Annotated in this window: 10 protein-coding genes; 8 read left to right on the forward strand and 2 right to left on the reverse strand. The window is 31.1% G+C overall.

The window, feature by feature from the left end; translation table 11 throughout:
• Positions 1-4: 4 nt before the first annotated feature.
• Positions 5-1684 carry a T9SS type A sorting domain-containing protein gene (locus SJY27_RS07205; RefSeq protein WP_397447584.1) on the forward strand — a complete coding sequence of 560 codons (1680 nt, stop codon included), beginning with the start codon at positions 5-7 and terminating at the stop codon, positions 1682-1684.
• A 394-nt stretch (positions 1685-2078) separates the two neighbouring features.
• Here SJY27_RS07205 and SJY27_RS07210 read toward each other — a convergent pair whose 3' ends face one another.
• Complete coding sequence (locus tag SJY27_RS07210) at positions 2079-3083, reverse strand: glycoside hydrolase family 5 protein (RefSeq protein WP_397447585.1); 1005 nt, start codon at positions 3081-3083, stop codon at positions 2079-2081.
• A gap of 164 nt (positions 3084-3247) precedes the next feature.
• Here SJY27_RS07210 and SJY27_RS07215 point away from each other — a divergent pair, with 164 nt between their 5' ends.
• Genes SJY27_RS07215 through SJY27_RS07245 form a run of 7 tightly spaced genes read left to right on the forward strand, consistent with a single transcriptional unit; the run spans position 3248 to position 14703 of the window.
• Complete coding sequence (locus SJY27_RS07215) at positions 3248-4894, forward strand: sulfatase (RefSeq protein WP_397447586.1); 1647 nt, start codon at positions 3248-3250, stop codon at positions 4892-4894.
• Between the two features lie 55 nt (positions 4895-4949).
• The gene (locus tag SJY27_RS07220; RefSeq protein ID WP_397447587.1) at positions 4950-6536 is read left to right on the forward strand and encodes a sulfatase; all 1587 of its coding nucleotides are present in this window, start codon (positions 4950-4952) and stop codon (positions 6534-6536) included.
• A 48-nt stretch (positions 6537-6584) separates the two neighbouring features.
• Entirely contained in the window at positions 6585-8042 is a 1458-nt protein-coding gene (locus tag SJY27_RS07225; RefSeq protein ID WP_397447588.1) for a sulfatase, read from the forward strand.
• A 4-nt stretch (positions 8043-8046) separates the two neighbouring features.
• Positions 8047-9843, forward strand: a complete 1797-nt coding sequence (locus SJY27_RS07230; protein ID WP_397447589.1) for a T9SS type A sorting domain-containing protein — start codon at positions 8047-8049, stop codon at positions 9841-9843.
• A gap of 4 nt (positions 9844-9847) precedes the next feature.
• Positions 9848-11287, forward strand: coding sequence for a sulfatase (locus tag SJY27_RS07235; RefSeq protein WP_397447590.1), 1440 nt, complete (start codon positions 9848-9850; stop codon positions 11285-11287).
• A 6-nt stretch (positions 11288-11293) separates the two neighbouring features.
• Positions 11294-13039 (forward strand): endo-1,4-beta-xylanase, encoded by a 1746-nt coding sequence (locus SJY27_RS07240; protein WP_397447591.1) that lies wholly within the window; start codon positions 11294-11296, stop codon positions 13037-13039.
• Positions 13036-14703, forward strand: a complete 1668-nt coding sequence (locus SJY27_RS07245) for a sulfatase-like hydrolase/transferase (protein WP_397447592.1) — start codon at positions 13036-13038, stop codon at positions 14701-14703. The genes SJY27_RS07240 and SJY27_RS07245 overlap by 4 nt, the downstream gene beginning before the upstream one ends.
• Positions 14704-14763: 60 nt before the next feature.
• Here the strand turns inward: SJY27_RS07245 and SJY27_RS07250 are convergent, their stop codons facing one another.
• The gene (locus SJY27_RS07250) at positions 14764-19914 is read right to left on the reverse strand and encodes a T9SS type A sorting domain-containing protein (protein ID WP_397447593.1); all 5151 of its coding nucleotides are present in this window, start codon (positions 19912-19914) and stop codon (positions 14764-14766) included.
• Between the last annotated feature and the right edge of the window lie 55 nt (positions 19915-19969).

Raw genomic sequence — 19969 nt, forward strand, 5'->3', positions numbered from 1 at the left:
TAAAATGAAAAAAATTACCATTATTATATCTGCAATTTGTATTTTAATTTTGAATAATTTACAAGCACAAACTATTATACACGTTGCTACAACAGGTTCAGATACAACCGGAAAAGGAACAGAATCTAAACCCTATAGAACTCTGCAAAAAGCAGAGAACAAAGTTAGTGCTGGTGATACAGTTTATGTTCATAAAGGAACGTATAGAAATAGTGATTTTAATGATGGAGATATTTGGGAAGGAGAAAATTTATTGCAAATTACAGCTAATGGAACTGCCGAAAAGAATATTACTTTTAAACCCTTTACTGGAGATGAAGTAATTTTAGAATTTGATGGAACTTATGGAATTATAATATCTAACTCTACCTATATTAATGTTGAAGGTTTTATTTTAAATGGAATTGCAGAGAATATTACCAAAACTGAAGCGGAAAGTGCTTGGGGTTTGTACAAAGATAGTGATGGAGTTATACACGATTTAGCGAAAGAATTAAATATTGAAATTACAGACCCTAATATTGCTGGAACCAAAATAACTAAAACTGCTACACCAGGAATTAAAAAACCTAGTTACTATAATGGTAGAGGTATTGTTGCAAATAAATCGTACCATATAAATATACTAAACAATGAAGTTAAAAATGTGCCATCTTCTGCTATTCGTTGTCAACAAAGTGATAACACTACCATAGCTAACAACATAGTTTATAACAATACGTACTGGACAACTTTGGGTGTTGGTGCAATTACAGTTGCAGAAGCTACACCACAAGCAGGAAATACAAGTAATGCTGTAAAAATTATTTTATCGAATAATTATGTACATCACAACGAAAACAGGTTGGTTTCTTGGAATCCCACAAAAACCTTTGTAAATATAGTTATTGATGAAGGAACTGGTTTGTTTTTAACAAGAAATAGAGATACTTATTCTAATGGAGCAATTTTAATTGCCAATAATATTTCTACTTTTAATGGGGCTTCTGGTATTGTAAGTCATTTTACTAACAATGTTATTATAGAACATAATACGATTTATAAAAACGGAACAACCAACGAAAGTCCTGCTGGTGGAATTGGTATTAATAATACAGATAACGTTACAATAATAAATAATATTTCATATGCAGAACCAGATCATTGGGCAATTGGAGTTTTGTCAAATCCAAATACAAACTTAACAATTAGTAATAATTTGGTGTATAATGAAGATGGTTCTGAAAATATTGATAGAAATTTAGCAACAGGTTGGATAGAAAAAAATCCGTTATTTGAAGATTCAGAAAATGGTGGTTTCTTATTAAAAGAGACTTCACCTGCCATAAATAATGGTACTACAAACGCAACACAAACAACTGATTATTTTGGAAACCTAAGGGATTCTACTCCAGATATTGGAGCAATAGAGTTTGGTTCGGTTTTAGGTATTAAAGATGAACCTACATTACGTGCTATTCAAATGTATCCTAACCCAACAAAATCCTTTATATATTTCAATTTCGAATCTCAAAATATTAAAAAAGGTACTTTAGAAATTTTTGATCTAAAAGGTTCTTTAATTTATAAGGCTAAAATTCAAAACAAGGTTTTAAAAGTTAATTTAAGTAATAAAAAAGGTCTTTATATTGCTAAAATTAATACTAGAAAAGCAGTCTTTTATCAAAAAATAATTAAAGAATAATATTTAAAAACTATTACTGTTATTTTTGATGAAGAACCAGGAACTTCACAAACAGGTACAGCAAATAGAGATTATAATTTAGTAATTCAGAATGTGAGTTATAAACAACACGATTTTGATGATTTTGTGAACCTTTGAGGAAGGTATTGGTATTTTGTGAGAGATGTGCTGATGATTATTAAACCTATACAGTTTATGGTTTGGAATAGCTTATAGTTAGACTATATGTTATAGGTTTTTAGATTATCCTTTTAGATACTCTAACGAAGACAAAAAATGACAAAGTTTATTCCAAAAAGATAGCAGTAAGCCTATCTCTAATTTAAATTACTCCTTAAAGCAATTTATAGATGTTACTAATGATTGTTTTTATGTAAAGAACTAAATTAGTTGTCTACCAATTTTGAATATATCCTTTTGCTAATTTTCCAGAAACTGTTAAATCTTTATCTGTCCAATTGCCATCCATATTCGTATTTGGTTTTAATGCAGAAGCGCCTTCATCTTTATTATTGATAGACCAATTGCAATGTGTTAATTTGTTTTTCTTCATGAAATCCATCCAAATTTGGGTGGAAGTAGCATCCACTTCTCCACCTCCATCTGCTTCTACACTTCCCCATTCTGTAACAATTAAAGCCAAGCCATTATCTAATGCTTTTTGAGCTTTATTGATTAACCATTCTTTATGAGAAGCTGCATAAAAGTGTAATGTGTATGCAATGTTTTTATAACCAACTATCGGATTTAATGAGGCTTTGTCTACATCTTGAGACCAATGTGGAGTCCCTACAACAATAATATTGTCCGGATCAATTTTTCGAATGGCAGCAACTACTTTTTCCGAATATGGTTTTACAACATCATCCCAAGAAACCTTTAAAGGCTCGTTATAAATTTCATAAATCACATTTGGGTATTTTCCGTACTTTTTTGCCATTTCAGTAAAAAATGTAATTGCCTCTTTTTCTGTATCGTGTGCATTGTGGCTATGCCAATCTATAATAACATACAAACCTAAATCGATACAAGCATCAACCAAAGTTTCTAATTTAGATTGATTGGTTTCTTTATCAAAAATATAGCTATCGTGAATTTCTGGATCTGCAGTCATTGGGACTCTAATAATTTCTGCCTTCCAATTTTCTTTTAAATGTTTTACTACTTGTTTATTGTAAAAACCATTACCTCTATAATAATCGTTAGACCAAAACATACTATTTCCTGCAAAGCTCACTTCTTTGCCGTTTTTGTTCACAATTTTGTTCCCTTTAACTTCTAATAATCCATTTTTATCAACCACAGAAATTTCTTTAAGAGGTTGCTGTTTTTTTATTTCTGCTATTTTCTGAGAATTACAGCTTAAAAAAAGTGTAAAAATTAATAATATGGATTTCATAAAGGTATACGTGTAAAATTCGCTTTCACTCAAATTTAAACTATTATTTAATACAATCCCTTTGTTTACAAAAGGTTTGACGATATCTAAACCTATTAAGATGCTCAAGAAACCTTTCTAATTTAAGTGAAGACTACTTTTATCACATCAAAATTATCACACTTATGAAAAACCATTTTTATAAAATTTCACTTTTTTCTTTGATTACTTTTCTAGCTTTCGGATGCACGTCAAAAAAATCAGAAGTTGTAGCATCAGCAGAAAAAAAACCAAATATTATTTTCTTTATTGCAGATGATATGTATCCTTGGATGTTTAACAATACTGATGAAGGAAAAGACAAAAATGGAAAACCAAAAAACTTAACACCAACTTTAGACAAAATGGCAAAAGAAGGTGTTTGGTTAGAAAATATGAAAGTGGTTTCGCCTGTTTGTACACCAAGTCGTTATAATACGTTAACAGGTAATTATGCAAGTAGAGCAACTAACGAGGCTTTTACCGGTTTTACTGAAAGGAATGATGGGCAAACTGTAATTCAATGGAACGCTTATATTGCACCTGGTGATAAAACAATGGGAACTTATTTTCAAGATTTGGGATATAAAACAGGTTTTGTAGGTAAAAATCATATTATAGAAAGTTTATCTCAAGTTGGTGATGGAGGAGAAAAACCAGCATTAGATGCAGATCCTAATGATCCAAAAGTTAAAGCAGGCTTAGAATATCGTTATAACGAATTACAAAAAGATATTAAAAAATCTGGATTTGATTATGCTGATAAATTGTATCATAACAACCCAAATTGGCTAGGAATTAGAGCTTTAGCATATCAAAATATGGATTGGATTGCAGAAGGTGGTGTAGAATTTATTAAAGAGTATAAAGACAATCCATTTATGCTTTACATTGCATCAACTTTGCCACATGCACCTTTACAACCAAAAGTATCTTGGAAAGCCGACAGAAGAATTACACCTAAAGGAATATTAAATAAAGCCCCCAATGTTTTGCCTCAGCCAGCAGTGGAGTCTATTAAACAAAGAATAAAAGCTGCTGGTTTAGAGGGAAAAAACAAAGAAAACATTTTATGGTTAGATGATGCTGTTGGTGCACTTTTTAATCAATTAGAAAAAGAAGGTGTTTTAGATAATACAATTGTTGTGTTTTTTAATGACCATGGACAAGATTTTAAAGGAACTTTATATGAAGGTGGTGTAAACTCTCAAGCATTTATCTGGAAAAAAGGTGGTTTTAAGGTAGGTAATACTCTAGAAGCTCCAGTATCAAACGTAGATTTTTTACCGACTTTATTAGATTTTGCAGGAAAATCTTTCGATACTAATTTTGATGGAAAAAGTTTTAAACCGGCTTTAGAAGGAAAAAAATATGAAGGTAGAACATCATTTTACCACGAATTGGGCTATGCAAGAGCGGTTGTAAAAGATGGTTTTAAGTATTATGCAGTTCGTTACCCAAAATGGGCAATGAATTTTACAATGGAACAACGTAAAGATACTTTAGATAAATACACTAAATTTAGAGAATCATTTGGTGAGCACGCTATTTCTGATAATCCAAATGCCCCTTTTGGACAACTAGAAATGGTTCCAGGTGGTGGAGGTGCAGAACATAATGCGTATCTAAATCATCCGCATTTTACTGAACCAGATCAATTATACGATTTAAAGAATGATCCAGAGGAAAAAGTGAATTTGATAAACGATCCAAAATATGCTGAAAAGTTAAAAGAACTAAAAGCAGAATTGAAAAAGTATATCGAATCTTTACCAGGTAAATTCGAAATTTAAAACCATCAATTAAACCAAAAAGTAGATTTTACGTCTAAACTAAATATTTAAAAATATGAAAATAAAACTGATCATATTATTCACATTAATACTTGCATTAGTTTATGCTTGTAAGGCGCAACAAAATACAAATACTGTTGCAGTTGATAAAAAAGTAAATCTTTCAAATACCTCTAAAAAGAACATTCTTTTTATTGCTATCGATGATTTAAAACCAATGTTATCAAATTATGGAGAAACACAAATGAAAACTCCAAATTTTGATAGATTGGCTAGTTTAGGTATGACCTTTACAAACGCACACGTTCAATATGCAGTTTGTGGAGCATCTAGAGCAAGTGTAATGACAGGTACAAATCCAGACACCAACAAAGTTTGGGATTTACATACCGATTTTAGAGAATCTGCACCCGATTTAATTTCTATGCCAGAACATTTAATCAACCAAGGATATCAAACTACAGGTGTTGGTAAAATTTATCATAAAGGATCTTCATCTCCAGGTCATGATGGAAAAAGTTGGAGTATAGCACATCAAATTTCTAAAAATTATGATCCAAAATATGGAAATGCCGCTTTTGAATATTATCAAAACCCAGAAACCAAACAAGCAATTGCTAAAATTGTGGCACAAGCAAAAGCAAAGGGAATTAAAGGCGGTAAATTAAGAAACTACGTTTTTAAAAAAATAAAACCATCAACAGAAAGTGCAGATGTTAGCGATACTGCTTATCAAGATGGATTATATACACAAACTGCTTTGCAACAATTAGATGATTTAGAAAAGTCTAATCAACCTTGGTTTTTAGCAGTAGGATATCAAAAACCACATTTACCTTTTGTAGCTCCCAAAAAATATTGGGATTTGTATGATAGAGATAAAATAGAATTGGCAAAGTTTCAACAAGTTGCAGACGGAACTCCAAAATTTGCATATCATTCTTTTGGAGAAATTAGAGCGTATTCAGATATTGATAATAAATTAAGAATAGGAGATAAAATTGATGAAGCAAAACAAAGAGAACTAATTCACGGGTATATGGCTTGTGTGTCTTACATAGATGCTCAAATAGGGATTTTATTAGACAATTTAGAAAAAAGAAATATTTTAGACGACACGATTATTGTTTTGTGGGGTGATCACGGATTTCATTTAGGCGATCATACAGAATGGTGCAAGCACTCTAACTTTGAGCAAGCAACAAGAATTCCTTATATGTTTGCAGGTCCTGGAGTTGCAAAGAACCAAAAATCTAATCATCCTGTAAATTTAGTAGACTTATTTCCAACAATTTTTGATTTAGCAGGTGTGCAAAACCATTCTCAAACTGATGGTAAATCTTTAGTACCCTTATTAGATGATGATAAAACGACAACTATTGATATGGATTATGCATATCATCAGTATCAAAGAGGGCCAAAAATGGGCTACTCTATAAGAACAGAGCGTTACAGATATACAGAATGGCATAATGATAATTACAGAAGTTATAAGAACTACAACACCTCTAAAATTGCAGGACGTGAGTTGTACGATTATGAAACAGATCCTTTAGAAACTAAAAATTTAGCACAAGATCCGTCTTATACTGCCATAGTTAAGAAATTAAAAACAAAATTGAAAACACACTTAACTCAATAAAAAAATCCTTTTTGGCACTATTTGTGAAATAAATAAGAAAACAACATTATGAAAAAATACTCTTTTTTGCTCATCTTTTGCATTTCAGCAATTGTATATGGCCAACAAAAACCAAATATTATTATCATTCATACAGATGATTTAGGTTATCATGATTTAAGTTTTACTGGCTCACAATTGTATGATACTCCAAATATTGATGGATTAGCAAAAGAGGCAGTTTCTTTTACCAATGCCTATAGTAGTTATCCAAGATGTACGCCTTCGAGATATGGAATGATGACAGGAACCTATCCTGTAAACGAAAACAAAGGATATTTAGGAGGTATCCCTGATGATAAAAATTTCATCAAGCAATTTAAAAATGCAGGATACAATACCTCGTATGTAGGAAAATGGCATATTGGAGAAGGTAAAAGTAGTGCAGAAGCATTTGGTTTTAATCATACATTTGCAGCAGGAACAGCGGGTGGTTTAGGGAGTCGTTTTTATCCTTTTAATATCAATAAAAGAAATGGTAAAGTAGCTAAAGAAGTAGTTCCAGAACTTGAGAAAACAGGTATAGAAGGAGATTATGCTTCAGATTTATTAACGAACTCAACCATCAATTTTATCAAAGAGAATTCTGGTAAAAATCCGTTTTTAGCAGTATTGGCATATTATGCAGTGCATACACCTATCGAGGCAAAGCCAGAAGATGAAAAAAGAAATAAAAAGCAGTTAAAATCCATTGATTTTGGCAATACTCCAGAATACATTAAAGAAGGAGAAGGAAGACGTAAAATGCGTCAAGATGATGCTGCTTATGCAGGTATGGTTGAAAATGTTGATGAAAATGTAGGTAGGATTTTAAAAACCTTAAAAGAATTAGGCATTGATAAAAATACAATCATTGTGTTTTCATCTGATCATGGTGGTTTATCTAATGATGGTCATAAAGGCGAGCGTCATTTAGCCACTACAAACTTTCCTTTAAAAGCGGGTAAAGGTCATTTATATGAAGGTGGAATTAGAGTGCCTTTATTCATAAAATGGTCTCAAGAATTAAAGCCAAGGCAAGACACAAAATCGATAGTTTTAGGAATGGATATTTTTCCAACGTTATTAGATTTAGCAATCAATAAAAACGGAATTGATGTAGATGGAAAAAGCTATAAAACCGTTTTAAAAAACAAAGATTCTTGGGAAGACAGAACTGTTTTTTGGATTTCTAAAAAAGCAAGACCACATAGTACAGGAGATTCAAAAATGGCTGTGGTAAGATCTGGTGATTATAAATTGGTTCAGTACTTAGAGTCTGATAAATTAGAAGTATACAATTTAAAGAAAGACATCAGTGAAGCTAAAAATATAGCCAAATTAGAACCTCAAAAAACAACTGAATTATTAAAACTCTTAAAAGACTGGAAGAAAGAATATTTAGTAAAAGAAAGAGTTCAGATAATGAAAACCAATCCAAATTTTAATAAGAAAAAAAACAAGAAAAAGAAGAAGAATAAAAAATAGTTGAATGAAACAAATATATAACTACTTCTTTTTCTTTGGATGCTTAATACTATTCTCGCACACTGCAAATAGCCAAATAGCTACTTCTTTGGATGCAGAAAAGAGAGACGTTTCTAGTTTGAGTATTGGTTTTAATAGAAGATCAGATGTAGGTACTTGGTGGACGAATACTTCGTTTAAAGACCTGCTTGCAGAGATAAATCCAGATGTTGTAAGATATCCTGCAGGCACTCAAGCCAATTATTGGAACTGGAAAACAGGTCAGTTTTTAGAGAATACAGATAAAAGTTGGGGAAGCAAAGAAATTGTAACCATACCAACATTTTTAAATGCTTTGCAAACTCGAACTAAAGTTGTTTACGTTGTTAACATGGCAAGACCAACTCCAGCTACAGGTATTAATGTTAATGCAAGTGAACAGGTTTTAAAAAGCAACACTACATTGAACCTAAAAATTGCAGATATGATTACTGCAATTAACAACTTTGCTTCTCATGGTAAAGTACCTTTTGCTATTGAACTTGGTAATGAGTTTTACTTTGGTAACGAAGAAAGTGGAATTTTTCATATTGAAGAAATAAATGGAAAGTATTATTCAGGTTGGGATGCAACCAATAATAAACCTTATGAATCTTCTGATAAAAAACAAGCAACCGTAATTAATGCGAAGTTTTATTTAGAACAATGTAAAGTAATTGTTGAACAAATAAGTGCAGCATATCCTGATATAAAATTCGCGTTAACTACCACAAAAGAAGGAGAAAATGCCCAAACAAGAGAACGTTGGAATACCACTATTTTCAACGAGCTTAATTCAAACACAAAATATGCTACCTTAAAGTCAAAAATTCATGCAGTTACACAACACCATTATTTAAATCAAAATTATGGCATTCAAACTAAAATTGATGATGTTGATAGTGCTAAAAAAGCTATTGTAGAGGGTATACAATATCCCCTTGATAAAACAAGTGATTATAATTTAGTACCCAACAATTATAAGATTTGGTACACAGAATATGGAGAAGTTAAAGGTATTGCAAAAGAAACATGGGCAGATGCATTAAGATATGCAGCATTAACTTATAGCTGGATAATTTTAGGTGAAAAAGTAGAGCATTTACATTTTCATTACATCACAGACAACACAGTAATTAAAGAAGGCAATACCATGAATTTAGCCCCAGTAGGCATTGCATCAAAATTATTTTTACAAGCATCTGCAGAGATGCAATTTATGCAAAAAATACACTTTGATAGCAATGTAATTGCTGCAGATAACATCAATTCTATACATGGTTTAAAGTTTTCTAATGATAAAAAGGAAACTTTAATGATCTTAAATCTTGGTAGTAATAATAGAACCATACAATTTAATAATTTAATAGACTATTCAGGAAAACCAACGCTTACTCAATACCGTTCTTTAGAACCTTGGGTTACCCCTGTTGCTTTAGGAGATGCTAACATCAAATTTAATAATGAAGAGATATCAGAAACAGTTTTAGCAAGAAAATTTTCGATATCGGTTATAGAAGTCCCAAAAGAAACTTTAAATACCCATGAGGTTAAGTTTAATAAAGTTTCAGTTTTTCCAAATCCCGTTAAAAATAAACTTAATTTTTCAACAAAAAATAACATTAAATCTGTTGATATATATAACTTAAATGGAGTCCGAATTTCTATTTTTAAGAATATTAGCGACAATGTCATTCATGTAAACCATATAAAAACAGGTGTTTATATTTTAAAGGTAGTAACAGACAAAGCTACTGAATTTAAGAAAATTATAAAGATATAAGTTGATGATTAATTCTGTAAAACAACAACATAACAAACTGCTTTTTGTATTAAGTATATGTTGTCTTGCCTTTTTTTCTTGTAAGACAAAAGCATTAAAAACTACTTCATCAAAAACTACAAAACCTAATATTTTAATCATTCATGTTGATGATTTAGGATATCATGATTTAAGTATTCACGGTTCTAAAATTTATCAAACGCCAAATTTAGATGCACTTTCAAAAGAGTCTGTTAGTTTTACAAACGCTTATGCCAATTATCCAAGATGTGTGCCTTCTAGATATGCTATGATGACAGGAAATTACCCTGTAAAAGATGGTGATGTCCCTGATGATGGTTTTAAAATGGATGACATCAAAGACAATAAAAACTTTGTAAAAAACATTAAAAACTCAGGATATCAAACTGCATATTTTGGCAAATGGCATTTAGGAGGCAAAGAAAGTTTATCAGATTTTGGCTACGATTACAGCTTTGCAGCAGGTCACTCAGGTTCTCCTATCAGTTTTTTGTATCCTTTTAATACACCAAAATGGACAAAAAAGAAATCAAAAAAAGCACCTATTCCAGATGTTGAGGAAATTAGTAAAGAAGGTGATTATTTAATGGATGTAATGACAAATAATGTAATTCAATACATTAAAAATAGAGATAAAAATAAACCATTTATGGCGATGTTTTCATTTTATGCAGTGCACCAACCTTTAGAAGCAAAAGAAAAAGACATTAAAAGAAATAAAGAAGAAATTAAAAATTTCGATTTTGGCAATCAGCCTGAGTTTATAAAAGAAGGCACAGGAAGAACCAAAATGCGTCAAAATCATCCAAAATATGCAGCAATGGTGGAAACTATGGATGAAAACGTGGGTAAATTATTACAAACATTAAAAGAACTAAATTTAGAAGATAATACCATAATTGTATTCTCATCTGACCATGGAGGTTTATCTAATGATGGTACAAAAAAACGTGATTTAGCAACCTCTAATTTCCCTTTAAGAGCTGGAAAAGGCTGGTTGTATGAAGGTGGAATTAAAGTACCTCTTTTTGTAAAATGGAATCAAAAACTTACACCAAGAACAGACAACAAATCTATAATTGCATTGATGGATGTTTTTCCAACCTTGTTAGATATCACTTCTAAAAAATCTCTACATACAGATGGTAAAAGCTTTTTACCTATTTTAAAAAATAACGAAAATTGGACAGACAGAACTGTATTTTGGCATTCATCAAAAGCAAGGCCCACAAATACTGGAGATACAAAATCTTCTGCAATTAGAAGTGGTAATTATAAACTTATCAATTGGTACAAAGAAGGTAGAACAGAACTGTATGATCTTGTAAAAGACCCTTATGAGCAAAATAATATTGCTAAAGAAAATCCAAAAATTACAAAGCAATTATTAGAAAAACTCAACAATTGGAAAGCCAAATTTTAAATCCTTATGAAAAAAAATCTTCTTTTAATTTATCTAAGCATTTTTTCAATTTTTAGCTTTTCGCAAGAAAAACTATTAAAAGGCAAGAACTTAATTAATTCCAATCAATTAAAATTTTTAAAAACCAATAGCGAGTTTGGAAAAATAAACGCGATTAATAATACTACCTTTGAAGTAATTACCACTGTACAACCAAAGTTTATTTTTAATTCTGCATCTGCAATACCCCTGCATAAAGAAGCTGTTGGTTCTGGTAGGGTTTTTCTATTCAGTTTTATGGCAAAAACCACCAAAGCTAGTTTAGAAACTGGAGAAGCAAAACTAAATATATTATTTAAGCAATCTAAATCTTATAAGAACAACATTGTATCTACACAAAGTATATCATCCAATTGGAAAAAATACTATATCCCCATTCAATCTGATATACAAATTTCTAAAAATGATTTGGGTTTGGTACTGCATTTTGGTTTTAGACCTCAAACTTTTTTAATAAAAGACTTAAAATTTGAGCTTTATGATAAAGGTGTGCAATTATCTCAACTTCCTAAAACAGAAATTACATATACAGGCATGGAAGCTGATGCCAATTGGCGAAAAGAAGCACTAAAACGTATAGAGTCTATTAGAAAAGGAAGCATCAATGTTCAATTTACTAAAAATGGAAAACCTATAGTTGGTAAAAATGTAAGTATAGAATTGATAAAACATTCTTTTCCTTTTGGTGGTGCAATTTCTGCAAGACAAGTTATTGAAAACCCTATTGCGTATCAAAACTTTAAAAAGGCTTTTAATCATGTAGTTTTAGAAAATGATTTAAAGATTAAATCTTGGCAATGGGAAAAGAAAAGAACCAGAACTTTACAGGCAATAGAGATACTAAATAACGATGGTTATTTGGTAAAAGGACATGTTTTAATTTGGCCTGGGTTTAATTATTTAACCAAAGAAATTAAAAAAAATAAAAGTAACCCAAAGAAAGTTACTAAAATCATACACAACCACTTAGAAAATATTTTAGAGGCTACAAATGGTAAGGTTTCGCATTGGGATGTGGTTAATGAAGCCTACACCAATAAAGATTTACAGAAAATTACAGGTTCTGAAGAAATTTTATTTGATGGTTTTAGAATTTTAAAGAAAAAGAATCCAAAAATTGGCGCTTTTACTAATGAATATGGAATTATTAGCAAAGGCGGTTTAGATACTAGAAAACAACAATGGTACTACAATTTTGTAAAAAGAATAGACTCTGTAACCAATGGTTTAATTAATGGTATAGGGCTTCAAAGTCATATAGGTTCAGATTTAACACCTCCACAAAAAGTATTAGAAATTTTAGGTTTTTATGCAACTTTAGGAAAACAAATTAGCATTTCAGAATTTACAATGGACATACAAGATGCTGCAATAAGAGAACAATATACTAGAGATTTTATGATTGCTGCTTTTAGTCATCCAAATGTATCAGAATTTATTTTCTGGGGATGTGTTAAAGATGAAAGAAATAAAGTTGATATTTATAACCAAGATTTTACAGTTGGAGCTATGGGGAAAGCCTATTTTTCTTTAATTAACAAAGACTGGAAAACACAATTTACACAACAAACAAACCAAAAAGGAATTTTAAAAAACCGAGGTTTTTATGGTACTTACAAATATTCTTTTACCAATTCTGAAGGAGATATAGTTTCTGGTACATTCTTTTTAAATCCTAAAAATAAAAATACAATTCATATAGATCTAAAATGAAAAAAATAACCATATGCGTTGTTTTATTATTTTTCATTGCTTGTAAAAATGCTCCTGAAGAAAATACATCAAAATCTAAACAACCCAACATTTTATGGATTGTTACTGAAGACATTAGTCCAACACTCTCTTTTTATAGTGATAACACTGCAAAAACCCCCAATTTAGACAAATTAGCCAAAGAAGCTATAGTGTATAAAAATGCTTTTGCAGTTGTAGGAGTTTGTGGTCCAAGTAGATCATCAATAATTACAGGAATGTACGCTACCTCTTTAGGTACAATGCATATGAGAACAGGAAAAGATGTTTTTTCTTGGGGAAAAAGGGTCTACCAAAAAGACATTTCTAGGCAAGATATTGCTAATAAAAACATTATTCAATATGCAGCAGTAGTTCCAGAAGAAGTAAAATGTTTTACAGAATATTTAAGAGCAGCAGGTTATTACACCACAAATAACGAAAAAACAGACTACCAATTTGCAGCTCCTATAACTTCTTGGGACGAAAATAATAGAAAAGCACATTGGAGAAACCGTCCTAAAAACAAGCCATTTTTTTCGGTTTTTAATTTTGGCTTAACCCATGAAAGTAGATTGTGGAAACACAAAGACTCATTACAAACTGTAAACCCCAATAAAGTACCTGTGCCACCATATTTGCCAGATAATAAAGACTCTAGAGAAAGCATTGCAAGACATTATAGTAATCTCGAATTGATGGACGCACAAGTTGGAGAAGTTATAAAACAACTAAAAGAAGATGGTTTGTATGATGAAACTATCATCTTTTTTTACAGTGATCATGGAGGACCTTTACCAAGACAAAAAAGAGAAATATTAGATTCTGGATTAAAAGTTCCACTTTTAGTAAAGGGTATAAAAGAAAAAAAAGGAGAAAATAATTCCTTAATTTCTTTTGTTGATTTAGCACCAACTATTTTAAGTTTAGCAGGTATAGAACCACCAAAATATATGGAAGGAAAAGCTTTTTTAGGAAAATATAAAGTAGCTAAGCGAAGCTATGTGTACGGAAGTTCTGATCGGTTTGATGAATTTACAGATAGAATACGTTCTGTTAGAGATGATCGCTTTTTATATTTAAAAAATTACCATCCTGAATTACCTAAATACAAAGATGTTGCCTACAGAAAAAACATTCCAATGATGGCTACTTTTTTAAATTTAAGAGATGAAAAAAAGTTAAATGATGACCAACAAATTTGGTTTCAAACCAAAACATCCGAAGAATTATACGACTGTTTAAACGATCCTTTTAATCTTGTAAATTTAGCTGCTGATAAAGCACATCAATCGATTTTATTAAAAATGAGAAAGGCATTAGTTGACTTTCAAACAGGAAGAAAAGATTATGGAGCCATGCCAGAATCTGAAATGATTGCAGCAATGTGGCCAAATTTTGAACAACCTAAAACTAAAGAAGTTGTTTTTAATAGAAGAAATCAGAAAATAGAACTTACTACCTTCACTAAAGGTGCCTCTATTGGCTATATTATTTCAGATAAACCGCTTAAAGATTTAGATTTTAATAGTGGATGGTCTTTATATTCAGCTCCATTATCAATTAAAAAAGGCAAATATTTGTATGCTATTGCAGAAAGAATTGGCTTTAAAGAGAGTGAAATTTCATCACATCAAATTGAATAAGCACTAGTAATTTTCAAACCTGTAGGTTTTTGGTCTAAAAATTACTAGTGTTTAAACTTATTATTCAATTATTATCTTCTGAGTTTTTTGAGAATTATCAGTGTGTATTTTAACAATGTAAACACCTTTTGCATAGTTTTTCAAATCCAATTCGTTTTCATTTTTAAAGGTTTTTCTAACAATTTCTTTGCCTAAAGTATCATATAGCATTAATTCAAAATTGTTATTGGTTACACCTTTAATGACTAACTTATCATTATTATTTATAAAATAAATGTTTGAATTAGAATTATTGTTCTCTAAACCCAAAACAGTTGAAGACAAATGCAAATAGAACCTTCCAAAACCATTGGTGTTTGCAGAGAAATCTACCTGATAAGTTTTAGTATTTCCTAATTCATCGAATGTATTTGTATTTTTATCTTCGAGGTAAACATAAATCCCCTCTTGAAAGTTTGATAAATCTGCATTAAATGTAACTTGACTTCCACTAACTGCATCTACCCCAATTGGAATTACTGAATTGTTTAAAATATTTGTTGGTAATGATTGAATTTGATATTTTTTATCAGAATCTCCTTCCAATAATTGAGAATAAATTTGTAAATCGTTATTTGAATCGCTAAATAATTCGCCATCATAACCATTATCGAAATGTAAAGTAGCATCATCTAAAAAATAAAATAAAGCTTCTTTTTGAATAGCACCATTATCAACTTTTAACTTTAATCTTATTTGTTGTTGTTTTAAGAACGTGCTTTCGTTTTGATGATTTTGCTCATTCACATCAAAAATAAGTGTGTTGGAAGCTGTATTTGTATTCCCTTTTACAAAAAAGCCTTGGCCAGGTGCAATTTTAAAATCTTGTAGTGCCACTTTGGTAATATAATCTTCGGTTTCTTGATTCCATAACCAAATGGTTTTTGAATCTAAAGCATTGGTGTTAGCCTCTAAAAATGAACTACTATTTAAATACGCCGTAAACGGATTTCCAACCAAATTATAATTCGTGCCTGCCCCATTTGTAATGGTTTTAGAAATATTGGTGGAGTTAATATCTCCATTAAAAATCAATTCTTGATTTGCAGTTGCCATCTTTACAGACATTCCTAAACCATTTTCTATGGTTCCTGAAAGATCTGATTTTTGATGATCCCAACGTTCAGTACCAATGATTTTGGTATTGTCATAAAAACTAATGCCAATGTTTGTTATATCTGTTTGACCTGTTGCAAAATTATTATTTGAGATAAAATCCTCAAAGGTCTCATTTGAAAGTGGACTAGAAATTAAATACCAATTATTGGTCGCTAAATTTCTTGTAAAGGTAACTTTTTCATCACTTGTAGTAATCGTTTTTTGAGTAAGCACAGTGGCATCTGATGCTATTGATATAGAATTGATTTCAGTATCATAGGCAATAGTTGGGTAATTCGTTAAGCCAGAAGGAATAATTACTTTGCTATTTGCATCTGGCACTTTATTTGGTGTCCAATTGCTTGCAGTATTCCAACTATTGTTAGTAGCACCATTCCAAGTTACTGTAGATAAGATTTTACCTTTCATAGCATCAAAATAATAGGTAGCTTGTTCTTTACCAATTAATAATCTTAGCGTTATTGCTGTAGTTGCTTCAGTAACATCTGTAGTTAACGTGTATTTTTGGTAGTCTGCAGATAAAACAGGATAAATTCCTGGATAATCTGAACCTCCAGCAGTTTTATCTACTTTTAATTGAATACCTACTTGAGCCAAATCATCAGATTTTGCCCAAACTTCTATTTTTATAGTTTTGCCATTAAAATTCCCATCATACGTTGTGTTTTGGAATCTTACATCACCAAAAGAAGGTGTAGCCAAAGAATTTGTTTTTGTGGTGGTTAATTTAAAAGCATTGTTACCTTCATACACTATGTTACGTTCATCTTCAAAAGTAGCTTCACTATCTGAACTACCAGCAATACTGCTTGTCCAACTTCCATCTGCAATTAAACACTCAGCAGAACCGTTTTCGATGATATTAGCTTCAGATGAATCACATTGTAAGCTTTTTCCTATTACTTCAATTTCTGCAAATTTTAATTTTTGATTGGTTGGGTGTGAGGAGTGGATTCTCATATATCGTCCAACAGCGCCTAAATTATTACCAGAAAATTTACGAGTTGGTGTACCATCTTTAGTATATTCATAATCAGCATGATCTTTAGACTCTTGAAAAGTCGTTCCTGTAAAAGGAGTATCCGAAATAAAAACAGAAAAGTTTTTAAAGTGATTCGAAACCGTTTCAATTCCAGTACCATTCAATTCTATTGTATTCCAAATATCATAATAATCAATCACTTTTTGTTCACCAAAATCCAAATCATAATAAGGTTCTGATGTAAATTTTGTGTGCGAAAAACTACCAACAGGCACCAAATTTCTTTGATAATATTGTGCATTTTCGCGTCCATTTACGTTTCCATCAATTGCTTTTTCTGGGCCTAATGTTATTGTTTTGTCTCCATGCGTGCCATCATTATAAGTAATATCATTTTTTGTAGAGCTTTGTGAAACTGTTGCCAACCTGCTTATTAATTGATATTGAGGTGCTAATTGTGTAGGGGTTTCAACTAAAGGATTTGCAAAAACTCCAGAATTGGGTGCGTTTAAAATTTTAATACGAACAGGAAAAGTAGTGTATTTAAAAGTTCTGCGATTTGGTAAACTTTCGTTGATGATAAAATATAGTTGATCATTATCTTTTTCGTCTTTAAATACCCCGTTTTCGGTTAAGTATTCTTCAAATTTGGCTTTAGATGCGAATTGATAAATTCTTTTAGGATATCCAAATCTCAAATCGCCTTGTGCTAAAGCTTGCTGAATTCCCATATCATAACTACCAAAATCGTCTGTAATAATGCCATCTATTTCAAATCGAAATGCATTTTCGCTTGTATCATTGTAATCTACAGAAAGTGCAGCCTCATCTAAAATGGTAAAGGTTGTTGGTCTTGTAGAAATATCGTCTGAAGTTAAATGAATTGTATTATCTGCGTGTTCAGTATAGTTAAAGGCATAATTTTCACTAGATTCATCAATGGTTAATTCGTAAAATTCATCAACATTTACGGTTTCTAGATCTACAAATAACCAAGGTGTAAACCCATTATTTCTTGTTTTTGGTCCTGGTGAAGTTCCTAAAACCACTTTAGAAACTTGAATTCCGTATTTTAAATCTTCTAGTTTAATATTTTCATAGGTTTGATTGTGTGAGTGTTTCCACATATCAATTCCTAAAGAAGCATCTGCATTTTTACCAGAAATATAAACGTCTTTAAAACTGTAATCTGCTTGGTAATTGATTAAAAAACCAGTGTTTGCTCCCCAAACTTTAAAGCCGTCGAAAATAGAGCGCGATTCGTGATTTACACTCATATCTCTTTCTATAGAACGCAAGCCAATATTAGAATCGATTACAATAGTGTTTTCCATAATTAGGGAGGCTTCAGAAGGAATTACGCCATCACCTTCTTTGCTATACCCATTTACACTTAAAGGAAAATTATCTACCTCATAACCAACTCTTGATGTTGCTAGCGCTTTAGCATCTAACCTATCTAAATTATTGATAGAATTATTCATATTAATAACTCCTACACCTCTTCTGGCATTAGCGATAACATTATTTCTGCACAAAACAGCACGTCCTTTCATAGCCAAACCTTGCCCAGAAAACAAATAATCGTCATGATGCAAAGAGGCAACATAAGGATCTGTATCATGACCTTGTTTAACATCTACTACCAAATTATTATCCCAAGTACCTGTTTCGCTTCCTGTTTCAGAAACAATTCCTGCACCAGTGCCATCATAAACAACATTTTTTGAAACGTTGGCATGAGAATCGTGATGTGTAATTCCCCAACCAGGATAATCCCAAACTACGTTACCAGTTACTTGCGCCATTTTTGCGCCAAAAGCAGTTCCTAATTTATGTAAATGAATGGAATATCTTCCTCTTGAATTTGTCAATTCATTAACAGGAGTTGCTTTCATTTCTGCAATTTCTTGACCTAAAGGAGATATTTTTGATACAAATACTTTAGGTTCTAACCATTTATCCCAAATAAAATCATCTAATAATCTAGATTTATCTGTTCTACCTAGCTGTTTAAATTGAGCATTTTTAATCTGTACATTTTTATCATTATGCATTGCCATTACATGGCCTCTTTGGGTAACTACAGCAGTGGCTGGAGATTTAAAAACAATATTCCGAGTTAAATTTCCAACATAGCAATGTAAACCATCGTCTAAATTTCCTTCATGGTTTTTGTTTAAAGAAGACGAAGTCGTAATTGTATTTCCGTTTATGGTTTGAATTTTCACTAGATCTTCTCCATTATTCGATGCTGATACATTTCCTCCACTTGTAATAATTAAATCGTCGTTTATAGTCCAACCAATTGGAGTATCTTTTAATTGAATTGAATTACTTCCAGAAAATGCATCAGCAGAAAGTTGCACCATATTTAGTTTTTCTTGGCCAATAATTTCTAATTGTCCCATAGTAACAAAGCCTAAACTTAGTTGTTTTGGATCCCAATTGTATCGTCCTAAAACACCAATACCATCGTCTAAAACTGTGCCTACACTTTCCTCTATTCTAAAATCACCATTATTTGCTTCTTCAATAGTATTGTATCTATCATCTCCAACACCAGTTCTTGTTTTTTGAGTAACAGTATTATTATCTCTGTAAAAATTTTCTTGATCTGAATTCCAGATATTCGTTCCATTTCTGTAAGTTTCTACATCAAAAGGTTTAATTTCTATTTCAATTTTTCCATCAGTTGGGTTGTTTGCAATAATTTTTACGAAAGAATTTTGCATCGCAAAAAAAGTATCGAACACTAATTTTGTAGTTTGATTGGCATTGGTTTGTGTACAATTAAAATTACCATCAACGCGTATGGCAAAAATATGTGCTTCAGAAGACCCTTGATAATTTACGGTTCTCTCTGCAGGAATATATACAATTGCACCAGTTTCTGGAACTGAATTGGCATCCCAAGTATCAGCAGTAAACCAAGAGCCATCTTTTACAGCTTTGTGGGTTACCTTATCCATTGGTATGGCATTCATCATATCCATTTGAGCAGACGTAATTAAAGTCGTTAAAAAAAATAAGCAAACAAAAAGTATTCGTTTATAGTAGAGATTTTTCATTAATATTTTTCTATTTCGAGGTGTTTATTTTCAATTTTCTTCATAGCTTATAAAG

Source organism: Polaribacter sp. R77954, assembly GCF_044595335.1.
In the GTDB taxonomy this organism is placed as follows: domain Bacteria; phylum Bacteroidota; class Bacteroidia; order Flavobacteriales; family Flavobacteriaceae; genus Polaribacter.

Excerpts from the sequence above, each read along its gene's own strand:
- SJY27_RS07205 (WP_397447584.1), top strand. The coding sequence starts at position 5 with ATGAAAAAAATTACCATTATTATATCTGCAATTTGTATTTTAATTTTG.
- SJY27_RS07210 (WP_397447585.1), bottom strand. The coding sequence starts at position 3,083 with ATGAAATCCATATTATTAATTTTTACACTTTTTTTAAGCTGTAATTCT.
- SJY27_RS07215 (WP_397447586.1), top strand. The coding sequence starts at position 3,248 with ATGAAAAACCATTTTTATAAAATTTCACTTTTTTCTTTGATTACTTTT.
- SJY27_RS07220 (WP_397447587.1), top strand. The coding sequence starts at position 4,950 with ATGAAAATAAAACTGATCATATTATTCACATTAATACTTGCATTAGTT.
- SJY27_RS07225 (WP_397447588.1), top strand. The coding sequence starts at position 6,585 with ATGAAAAAATACTCTTTTTTGCTCATCTTTTGCATTTCAGCAATTGTA.
- SJY27_RS07230 (WP_397447589.1), top strand. The coding sequence starts at position 8,047 with ATGAAACAAATATATAACTACTTCTTTTTCTTTGGATGCTTAATACTA.
- SJY27_RS07235 (WP_397447590.1), top strand. The coding sequence starts at position 9,848 with ATGATTAATTCTGTAAAACAACAACATAACAAACTGCTTTTTGTATTA.
- SJY27_RS07240 (WP_397447591.1), top strand. The coding sequence starts at position 11,294 with ATGAAAAAAAATCTTCTTTTAATTTATCTAAGCATTTTTTCAATTTTT.
- SJY27_RS07245 (WP_397447592.1), top strand. The coding sequence starts at position 13,036 with ATGAAAAAAATAACCATATGCGTTGTTTTATTATTTTTCATTGCTTGT.
- SJY27_RS07250 (WP_397447593.1), bottom strand. The coding sequence starts at position 19,914 with ATGAAAAATCTCTACTATAAACGAATACTTTTTGTTTGCTTATTTTTT.